Source organism: Bartonella sp. AP19HLJMH (assembly GCF_042196245.1).
Taxonomy (GTDB): domain Bacteria; phylum Pseudomonadota; class Alphaproteobacteria; order Rhizobiales; family Rhizobiaceae; genus Bartonella.
In genome coordinates, this window is record NZ_JBHIPX010000060.1 from 1 (window position 1) to 1,270 (window position 1,270).

General features: G+C 37.7%; 1 protein-coding gene. It reads right to left on the reverse strand.

The window, feature by feature from the left end; all coding sequences use genetic code 11:
* Positions 1-91 precede the first annotated feature (91 nt).
* Positions 92-874, reverse strand: coding sequence for a hypothetical protein (locus ACFINR_RS09335; RefSeq protein WP_375632888.1), 783 nt, complete (start codon positions 872-874; stop codon positions 92-94).
* Between the last annotated feature and the right edge of the window lie 396 nt (positions 875-1,270).

The following is a 1,270-nucleotide window of genomic DNA, read 5'->3' on the forward strand; positions in this document are numbered from 1 at the left end:
TGGTCATAGGTAGCTCCCTAATCTAATATTCAAACAAATTTTTAAATGAAATGGTTATAAGGAGGCGCCCCCGCCGCGCCCGCGCCGTTATTTAAGCTGCTTTATTTATATCCTGATCAAGACCACAGACATCTTCAGAAAATTTCTTATTTTCTTTAAGCACAGCATTGCCATAAATCGTTGTAAATTGGCAAATTTGTGCTTTTCCACTCACATGAGCATTATCATGAATTTTTGCAAAAGGACCAACACGCGCCGAGCCAAAAACCTTGGCATTGTCATAAATATTGCTACCATCATAAACTATAGCTTTATCAAAAACATGAGCATTGCCATAAGCTTTTGACCACGCAGCAAGGCGTGATTTACCGTAGACATGGGCATCATTAAACACAAGCCCACTCACATGAGCATTTTCATATACACGGGCATTATCGTAAATAAGAGCCCCTTCAGTAATAACGGCATTATCACTCACAACGGCATTGCCAAAAACATAGCCACCAATTTTTGCATTGCCATTAATGACTGCATTGTCATAAACATGTGCCTTATCACTCAAAACCCATGCCTTATCACTAATCACAGCATTACCATAAACTTTTGCATAATTCACAACACAAGCATTATTGCGTATTTTGGCATTTTCGGAAACGCTTGCTTGGATAACCATAGCATCATCATAAACCCAGCAATTGCCTTTATGAGACAGATCACTCTCATCTTTAATAAAGCCACCTAAATCCCCCGCCTTAACATCATCAAAATCTCTTAAAGCTTTAATGCGGTGTAAAGTCACACCGTTAACAACGCGGTTTTCATTAGTAAGTTCATATTTTGGAGAAGTTTCTTGATTTGTAACTGTAGCTTTCATGCTAGTAATCCTATTCGTAAGAAGGTTTCTATTGACACCCTATAAGGGCGTCGGGTGCTAGAAACACGGCGAATAGTCCGCTGTGTGCTTTCCCCTAAAAAGGGTATTGTATAACACACTACACCCGACATAAATCGTTATATGCCAATGATAGCATAAAAGAAAGTCAGTATTTTAAAAGGCATGGGAGAGGCTGTATCGTAACCTATCCGCTATTCGCTAAGTGTTTCTACACACTTGACGCCTTTCTAAACGAACCTTTCCTTAATGTCAATACGTATTTTTTATTTTTTTCACTTTTTTTCATTTTGATACCTACCTAATTGAATACCAAGTGATTTTAAATTTTACTTTTGGTTTTTAGTATAAAAATGTAGTGCGTAAATGGACATGTTT